Annotated in this window: 7 protein-coding genes and 1 pseudogene; all 8 read right to left on the bottom strand. The window is 69.8% G+C overall.

Going from position 1 to position 7,939, the window contains the following annotated elements:
• Window positions 1-206, bottom strand: a pseudogene (locus AC1DFC_RS28570) (tripartite tricarboxylate transporter TctB family protein); the annotation flags it as partial.
• A 224-nt stretch (window positions 207-430) separates the two neighbouring features.
• Entirely contained in the window at window positions 431-1,252 is an 822-nt protein-coding gene (locus AC1DFC_RS28565; RefSeq protein WP_007837455.1) for a ChbG/HpnK family deacetylase, read from the bottom strand.
• Entirely contained in the window at window positions 1,245-2,825 is a 1,581-nt protein-coding gene (locus AC1DFC_RS28560) for an ArnT family glycosyltransferase (protein ID WP_413336129.1), read from the bottom strand. Before AC1DFC_RS28560 ends, AC1DFC_RS28565 begins: the two co-directional genes overlap by 8 nt.
• Window positions 2,822-3,874 (bottom strand): glycosyltransferase family 2 protein, encoded by a 1,053-nt coding sequence (locus AC1DFC_RS28555; protein WP_413336127.1) that lies wholly within the window; start codon window positions 3,872-3,874, stop codon window positions 2,822-2,824. The genes AC1DFC_RS28560 and AC1DFC_RS28555 overlap by 4 nt, the downstream gene beginning before the upstream one ends.
• Window positions 3,871-4,467 (bottom strand): phosphatase PAP2 family protein, encoded by a 597-nt coding sequence (locus tag AC1DFC_RS28550; RefSeq protein WP_413336125.1) that lies wholly within the window; start codon window positions 4,465-4,467, stop codon window positions 3,871-3,873. The genes AC1DFC_RS28555 and AC1DFC_RS28550 overlap by 4 nt, the downstream gene beginning before the upstream one ends.
• A gap of 158 nt (window positions 4,468-4,625) precedes the next feature.
• Complete coding sequence (locus AC1DFC_RS28545; protein WP_413336124.1) at window positions 4,626-5,075, bottom strand: hypothetical protein; 450 nt, start codon at window positions 5,073-5,075, stop codon at window positions 4,626-4,628.
• Window positions 5,076-5,165: 90 nt separating this feature from the next.
• The gene (locus AC1DFC_RS28540; RefSeq protein WP_007837446.1) at window positions 5,166-5,726 is read right to left on the bottom strand and encodes a methyltransferase family protein; all 561 of its coding nucleotides are present in this window, start codon (window positions 5,724-5,726) and stop codon (window positions 5,166-5,168) included.
• Window positions 5,727-5,766: 40 nt separating this feature from the next.
• Complete coding sequence (gene paaZ / locus AC1DFC_RS28535; RefSeq protein WP_007837444.1) at window positions 5,767-7,827, bottom strand: phenylacetic acid degradation bifunctional protein PaaZ; 2,061 nt, start codon at window positions 7,825-7,827, stop codon at window positions 5,767-5,769.
• Window positions 7,828-7,939 lie beyond the last annotated feature (112 nt).

The raw sequence follows: 7,939 nt of genomic DNA, 5'->3' as shown, positions 1-7,939 counted from the left end.
CAGAGGCTGGCCAGGATCAGCCCGATGTTCCTGAAGTTGAACTCCAGCGGCACGCCCTCCACGAGGAACGACCGGACCACGGTCGCCACGCCGATCACCAGCAGCATGCCGCTGATCATGGCGGGGAACAGGCCAGGCCCGGCGCGGCTTAAGTCTCCGATGGGGTAGCGAAGCGCGGTCAGGCCGAAGGCCAGCGCGATTGCCATGAGGAAGAGTCCCCTGACAAGGTTTCTATTTTTCATACGCTCACGATGTAGTGGGATTGAATGCGCCCGGCTCCGCTCGAACCGGCCCGGGCCTGTCTCCATCCGGATGTGATTCCGGACGCCCCCGATGCTCTTCGGGCCTGGCTGATCGGAATCTGACGCGTGCGTGAGGGGAACTACGTATGAAGGGGCGCGGAGCAACGGTGGCGCGCGCGACGTTGCCGTCAGGATGGCCGGGGCAGGCACCGCGAGAGCGGCGCGAGTGCAATCCCGCCGCTCGCCGCAAGCACCAGCCCGCGCAGCACGGCGTACTCGCGCAACCGGGCGCCGCCGTGCGGGTCGCCGGGCAGGATGCCGGCGGACGGGTGGCACATGAGCACGTCGCCGGTGCGGCAGGCCGCCAACCATTCGGACAGGCGCTGTTCGTGGCGCTGCATGTCGCCCGAGAAATCGTAGACGCCGAGCAGGCGGCTGCTCATGGGAATGCCGCGTTGCGCGGCCAGCGCGGCCAACTGCGCGCCGCCCAGTGCGTGGATGACCCGGGCCTTCAACCGGTCGGGGCCATGCTGCGCGCCCGGCGCCGTGTTGCGGATCCAGGGCGGCGACGCCGCATAGCGCCGCGCGATCTCCTCCACCAGCAGTTCGCGCACCACCGGGAACTGGTGCACGTGCCGGTGCCCGTCGACGAAGGCGGGCGCGCGGCCCATGGCGTCCTCGAAGCGCGTCAGCTGTTCGCGGATGTCGGCCTGCAGCCCCGGCGCGAACACCGTGCGTGTGTACGTCCGGGCGAGCAGCCCAAGCAGGCCGGGCTCGGGGCCGCCGGCGAGCGCGGGCCGCGTGAGGTCGAGGTGCAGGCCGACGTCGAGCCGTGCCGGGTCGATGAGCTTCAGCACCTTCGCGCCTTCCTCCCAGGCGTCGCGATGCACCATGCCGCTGGTGGCGGTGATCTTTCCCTGTTCGGCCAGGTCGAACACGGCGGAGTTGATGCCCGCGCTCATGCCGAAATCGTCGGCGCAGATGCAGAGGCGGCGCGTCGCCTCAGTCATCGCCGTTCGTTCCGGAAGCCGGGGCGGGCGCAACGTCCAGGCAGTGCGGATCGCGCGTGGCGCTGCCCGCGAAGCGCCAGGCTGCGGCGCTCTCGTTCACCGCCACCAGCTGCGCGCGAAAGAGCCACGGGTTGGCGAGCTGTGCCGTGTTCGAGCCGACGAGCCAGGTGACGCGCGGCGCGCACAGCGTGGCCGCGAGCTGCGTGCGGTCGAGCAGCGTGGCTGCGGCGCGCGCGGGCTCGAAGCGGCCGGCGTCCGAGATCTCCTTGCGCCAGTTGTCGCGGGTGTCCCGGGCCGCGGCCTGCCAGTCGTCCGAAATCAGCACGGGCTCGCGCAGGTTCCAGTAGAAGGGAATCTCGTAGTAGTAGCTGTCGAGCATCAGCACCTGGTCGCCGGGCGCCACCGCCTGCCCGGCGGGCAGCCGCAGCCGCGCGCCCGGCGGTGACGCCAGGACCGTGACGGCGCCCACGCAGGCAATGCACACGGCGGCGGCGGCCAGCGTCATCGTGCGCACCTTCGGCAGCAGCGTTTCCGGCACACGGCCCGCGAGCACGCGCTGCGCGATCAGGAAGGCCAGCGGCGGCAGCGCCGGCAGCACGTAGCCGACGAGCTTGGAGCGCGGCAGCGAGAAGAACACCACGATGACCGCGAGCCAGATCCACATCAGCCAGTCGACATCCGAGCGCCCGGGCCGTGCGGCGTCGTCTTTGCCCCGCGGCACGAACACCCATGCGAACCACGGCAGCGTGAGCCCCGCCAGTACCGGCAGGTAGAACCAGAAGCCGTGCTCGTTGTTGAAGCCCGAGGACGCAAAGCGCCGGAAGTGCTGCGTGACGACGAAGTAGTCGAAGAACTCCGGGTACTTCAGCTGCATTGCGACGAACCACGGGCCGGCCACGGCCAGCAGCACCGCCCAGCCGGGCAGCCACAGCGCGAGCCGCAGCGCCGCGAACCTGCGCGTCGCCGCGCACCAGATCGCGATCACCGCCACGGGCAGCACGAGGCCGATCAGCCCCTTGGCCAGCAGCCCGGCTGCCGCGAACAGGTAGGCGCCCGCGAGCAGCGCCCGCCAGGGTTCCTCGCGCTCCTTCGCCAATGCGGCGCCGGCCGCCAGCAGGATCGTGGCCGAGATGCAGCCGGCCACCAGCATGTCGAGGTTCGCGAACTGGGCGCCCAGGAAGAAGAAGGGCGTGGTCACCAGCACCACGGTCGACAGCAGCGCCAGCCGCACCGTCGACCACCGGCGCAGGAACAGGAACAGCGCCGCCGCCGCGGTGCCCGCGCCCAGCACGGAGGGCAGCCGCGCCGCCCATTCCACCGGCCCCGTCACCGCCATCGCGGCCGCGCCGATCCAGTAGAACAGCGGCGGCTTGTGGAAGAAGGGCAGGCCGTCGAGCCGCGGCACCAGCCAGTCGCCGGAGCGCAGCATCGCGAGCGCGACGCCGCCGTAGCGGCCCTCGTCGGGCGCCATCAGCGGGCGCAACCAGGCCGTGGCCAGCAGCCATGCGAAGAGGGCGGCAATGAGCCACAGTGGCTGCGGCGCAGTCCACCATGCAGGGGCAGGTCGCTTCATGGTTTTTCGGCCTCGAGCCCCGTGCCGCTCTCGCGGCGCACCACGTACAGCGGGCGGCCCTTGACCTCCTCGTAGATGCGCGCGATGTACTCGCCTACGATGCCGGTGGAAATCATCTGGATGCCGATGAAGAACATCAGGCTCACGACGATGGTGGTCCAGCCCGAGACCGCGTTGCCGAACATCAGGTAATCGATCGCCACGAAGGTGCCATAGGCAAAGGCCGGCAGCGCCAGCAGCAGCCCCGCCACGCTGACGATGCGCAGCGGCCAGGTGGTGAAGGCCGTCAGCCCGTCGATGGCCAGGCGTACCAGCCGCCGGGCGTTGAAGGAGCTGCTGCCCGCCGCGCGCGGCGCGGGCGTGTAGGGCAGCGCCACGGCGCGAAAGCCCACCCAGGCGTACAGGCCCTTCATGAAGCGGCTGCGTTCCGGCAGGTTCATGAGCGCGTCGACCACCTTGCGGTCCATCAGGCGGAAGTCGCCCGCGTCTCGGGGCACGTCGAAGCGGTCCGAGGAATTGACGAGGCTGTAGAAGAGCTTGCTGCCGATCTGCTTGAAGCGGCTTTCGTCGCTGCGTTGCTCGCGCACCGCGTACACCACTTCCGCGCCGGCCACCCATTGCGCGACCATCGTGTGGATGAGCTCGGGCGAGTGCTGCAGGTCGCCGTCGAGCAGCACCACCGCGTCGCCGGCGGCCGTGGCGAGGCCTGCGGTGAGCGCGGCCTCCTTGCCGAAATTGCGCGACAGCGAGATGCAGCGAAAGCCGGAGAGCTCGCACCACGCTTCAGCCACGGCGGCGGTGTCGTCGGTGCTGCCGTCGTCCACCACGATGATCTCCCAGCGCATGTGCGTGGCCCAGAGGATGTCTTCGAGCAGCGGCAGCAGGTGGCGCAGGTTGGCCGCTTCGTTGAAGCACGGGATCACGCAGGAAATGCTGCGCGCGCCGGCCTCTGTTGCGAGCGGCGTGGCCGTGTGCGGCGCGGGAGCCTCGGCCTGGGGGAGATCGGCCGGTGCGCGTGAATGCCTGGCGGTGTGGGTCGAGGAGATCATGGATGCCTCCAGAAAGAAGCGGCCGTCGTCTTGTCGTCGCGCGTGCGGCCGGCGTGCGACGCCTGAAAAGAGAGGAAATGGCGCACGAACCATTGCGCGGCGGCGAGCACTCCCACGATCGCGCACGCGAGCAGCAGGCCTGCGGCGATGTCGAGCGGGAAATGAACGCCCACGTACACGCGCGCCCACCCGGTGAGGGCCGCCAGCGCCAGCAGCGGTGCCCCAAGCCTGCGCAGGCTGGGACGCAGCAGGAAGGCCAGCGCCACCAGGAACATCACCGTTGCGTGCGTGCTGGGCAGAGACCCGCGGCTCGCATGCTCGATGTACGACGGCGCCACCCCCAGCACGAAGGGACGCGGCATGTTGAGCGACAGCGAGATCGCGTGCGAGGCCATGGAGGCGAGGCCCGCGAGCGCCGCGACGATGCACAGGTAGGCCCGTTCGGCGCGATGCCGCCACAGCGCCACGGCGACCACACCGGCACTCAGCCAGCTGCCCCAGAGCGCGAGGGCCGAGGCCACGGACAGCACCCACGGCGTCGGCTGGCTGCCGGCTGCGAGCCATTGGAAGAGCGTGAGGTTGAGCGCGTTCATGGCGCCACCTTCGATGGATGGGAGAAAAAAATGGGCGTGCCGCAGCAGCCGATGGGGGGTGCGCAACAGCGAGAACCGGACATGGTCAAACCTTTCGACGGGACGAGAGAGCCCGCTGCGCGACGCAGCGGACGGTCCGACGCGCGAGGCGTCGTGTCTCAGATTCCGGTAGGCGGTGCGGCAGTGGGCGGCAGGCGCCGCCAGGGTTGCGCGGAGGGTGGCGCACCGCCGTGCGGCGGCACGTATTCGATCGCTTTGCGCACGATGGGCACTGCCAGCCGCGCGACTGCAATGGCAAGCGGCAGCAGCGCCAGCACCATCGCCATCAGCGTGCCCAGCGCGGAGCCGAAGGCGTCGGGGTGGTCGATGCTTGCCGGCGCCTGGGCGAACACGGTGGTCTCGCGGTCGGACGGATGGTCCGCGCGGTCGTCGGCTTCGAACTGGGTGGTGTCGCTGGCGCTGCGCACCCGCAGCATCGGCTCGTCTTCCAGGCCGTCGCAGCGGAAATGGACCGCGATGAAGGGCTGCAGGAAGATCAGCAGAACGCCTGCGACGCACCACGCCCTGTGGTGCGTTTCGGCGAAACGGCGGATGCGTGCGAACAGCATGCGCGAATGCTAGGCCGCTCTTGTGAACGGAACCTGAGCACGCGGGTCAGCATCCCGCAAGGTAGTGCATGACGCGCGTGTGAACGGACCCTAGAGCACGAACGGAATGAAGCGCCGCGTACCGCGCATGTAAGCGCGGTAGGCGTCGCCGAAATGCGCGATGCATTCCTTCTCGTCGCGCAGGGCAGTCAGGAACAGCAGCACCGTGGCCGCGAGCACCAGTGCCAGCGTGAGCCAGGTGAACTGCTTGAGGAAGGCGCCCCAGGCCAGCAGCATCAGTGCCGTGTACATCGGATGTCGTATGTACCGGAAGGCGCCGGTGGTGACGATGGACGAGGTTTTTTCGAAACCGTACAGCGCGGGGTCGTCGCTGCGCGCCTCGGTCGGCTTGCCCTGCGCCTTCAGCAGCCGCACCGCGTGGATCGGCAACCAGATCGACAGCACGAAGAAGAGCGAAGAGACGATCTGCCTCGCCGAAAACGGATCGTCATGCCACACGGGCAGGTTCACCACGACCAGCACCAGCATGCATTCCCACGCGAAGAAGCGGTAGAAGCCGTGCGAGCCGGGCCGGCTCAGCGGGCCGCGCGACACGTACAGCAGCGCCGCGGTGCCGGCGACGAGAAGGAAGAGCTGGAGCCAGAAGAGCATGGCGGGCGAATTTACACGGCCTTGGGCGCTTTCCGGTGAATCAGGAGGCCGCCGCTTCGGGTTTCTTGGAAACCAGCGTCAGGATGTCGTAGCTGGCGACCAGCTCGCCGTCCTGGTTCGTCACCTCCACGTCCCATGCGACCACGCCCTGGCCCTGGCCGCTCGCGTCTTTCCTGTTGCGGTCGATCTTGCGCTTGCAGGTCAGGCGCGCCTGGATGGTGTCGCCGATGCCCACGGGCTTGGTGAAGCGCAGCGTGTCCAGGCCGTAGTTGGCGAGCACCGGGCCCGGCGACGGCGACACGAACAGGCCTGCCGCGGCCGACAGCACGAAGTAGCCGTGCGCGATGCGCTTGCCGAAGGGCGATTCCTTGGCCGCCACCTCGTCGAAGTGCATGTAGAAGTAGTCGCCCGAGATGCCGCCGAAGGCGACGATGTCGGCCTCGCCCACGGTGCGGCGGTGGGTGAGCAGCGAGTCGCCGATGCGCAGGTCCTCGAAGTAGCGGCGGAAGGGGTGCACCTCGCTCTCGCGCACGGCCGCGCCGCGCACGTGTTCGCCGGTGATGGCGGCGAGCATGGTGGGCGAGCCTTGCACCGCGGCGCGCTGCAGGTAGTGCTTCACCGCGCGCAGGCCGCCGAGCTCTTCGCCGCCGCCCGCGCGGCCCGGGCCGCCGTGCTTGAGCTGTGGCAGCGGCGAGCCGTGGCCGGTCGATTCGGCGGCGGCCTCGCGGTCGAGCACGAGCAGGCGGCCATGCCACGCGGCAGCCACCGGAATGGCCTTGGCCGCGATGGCGGGGTCGCGCGTGACCAGCGTGCCGACGAGGCTGCCGCGGCCGCGCGCAGCCAGCGCCAGTGCTTCGTCGATGCCCTCGTAGGGCATCAGCGTGCTGACGGGGCCGAAGGCCTCCACATCGTGTGCAGCGTCGTGCTCGAGCGGCTTGCGGCTCAGCAGCAGCGTAGGCGCGAAAAACGCGCCATCGGCCACGCCCTCGCCAATCGGCGAGAAGCCGTCGCGCTCGCCGTAGACCAGCTCGGCGCCTTGCAGCAGCGTGGCGACACGCGCGGCCACGTCGGCCTGCTGGTCGCGCGAGGCGAGCGCGCCCATGCGCACCTCTTCGCGCGACGGATCGCCGACCACCGTCTTCGCGAGCCGCGCGCGCAGCCGCTCGGCCACCGCATCGAGGTGCCGGCGCGGCACGATCGCGCGGCGGATGGCCGTGCACTTCTGGCCGGCCTTGGTCGTCATCTCGCGCGCCACTTCCTTCACGAAGAGATCGAACTCCTCGTCGTCCGGCGTCACGTCGGGCGCGAGGATCGCGCAGTTGAGCGAGTCGGCCTCGGCATTGAACGGGATCGACTGGCGCACGATGTTCGGGTGCACGCGCAGCTTGGCGGCGGTGTCGGCCGAACCGGTGAAGGTGACCACGTCGGGCCCTTCGAGCCGGTCGAGCAGGTCGCCCGTGCCGCCGATGACGAGCTGCAGCGCGCCCGCCGGCAGGATGCCCGACTGCACGATGAGCCGCACCAGCGCCTCGGTGAGGTAGCTGGTGGCCGTGGCCGGCTTGCCGATGCAGGGCATGCCCGCGAGGAAGCTGGGCGCGAACTTCTCGAGCAGGCCCCACACCGGGAAATTGAACGCATCGATATGCACCGCCACGCCGCCGCGCGGCACCAGGATGTGCGTGCCCGCGAAGCCGCCCTTCTTGCCGAGCGGGAAGGCCGGGCCCTCGTGCACGAGGTTGCCGGAGGGCAGCTCGTTGGTGCCGATGCCGGCATAGGCGCTCAGCGTGCCGGCGCCGCCTTCGATGTCGATCCAGCTGTCGGCGCGCGTGGCGCCCGTGTGGGCCGAGATGGCGTAGAGCGTTTCCTTGTTCGCGGCGATGTACTTGGCCAGCGCCTTCAGGCGCTCGGCGCGCTGCTGGAAGTCGAGCGCCATCAGCGCGGGAATGCCGGTGCGGCGCGCGTATTGCAGCGCTTCGGCGAAGTCGATGGCCTCGGCGTGCGTGGCTGCCACGGGCTGGCCGTTGACGGCGCTGCGCAGTTGCTGGGCGGCCTGCTGGCCGATCCAGCGGCCGGCGATGTAGCTTTGGAGGGTGGTGGTCATGAAGGGTGTCCTTGTATGGCTCCTTCCCCCTTTGGGGGAAGGCTGGGATGGGGGCAGCGCCCAACGAGCGTTGCTCTTCGTTCGAGGCCGTCGTGCCCCCACCCCAACCCWC

The organism is Variovorax sp. 10L421, from assembly GCF_056395365.1.
This window is presented reverse-complemented; position numbering and strand designations above follow the sequence as displayed.

Bases quoted from the DNA above. Each gene is read 5' to 3' on its own strand.
- AC1DFC_RS28550 (WP_413336125.1), bottom strand. From the start codon at position 4,467: ATGAACGCGCTCAACCTCACGCTCTTCCAATGGCTCGCAGCCGGCAGC.
- AC1DFC_RS28565 (WP_007837455.1), bottom strand. From the start codon at position 1,252: ATGACTGAGGCGACGCGCCGCCTCTGCATCTGCGCCGACGATTTCGGC.
- AC1DFC_RS28545 (WP_413336124.1), bottom strand. From the start codon at position 5,075: ATGCTGTTCGCACGCATCCGCCGTTTCGCCGAAACGCACCACAGGGCG.
- paaZ (WP_007837444.1), bottom strand. From the start codon at position 7,827: ATGACCACCACCCTCCAAAGCTACATCGCCGGCCGCTGGATCGGCCAG.
- AC1DFC_RS28540 (WP_007837446.1), bottom strand. From the start codon at position 5,726: ATGCTCTTCTGGCTCCAGCTCTTCCTTCTCGTCGCCGGCACCGCGGCG.
- AC1DFC_RS28560 (WP_413336129.1), bottom strand. From the start codon at position 2,825: ATGAAGCGACCTGCCCCTGCATGGTGGACTGCGCCGCAGCCACTGTGG.
- AC1DFC_RS28555 (WP_413336127.1), bottom strand. From the start codon at position 3,874: ATGATCTCCTCGACCCACACCGCCAGGCATTCACGCGCACCGGCCGAT.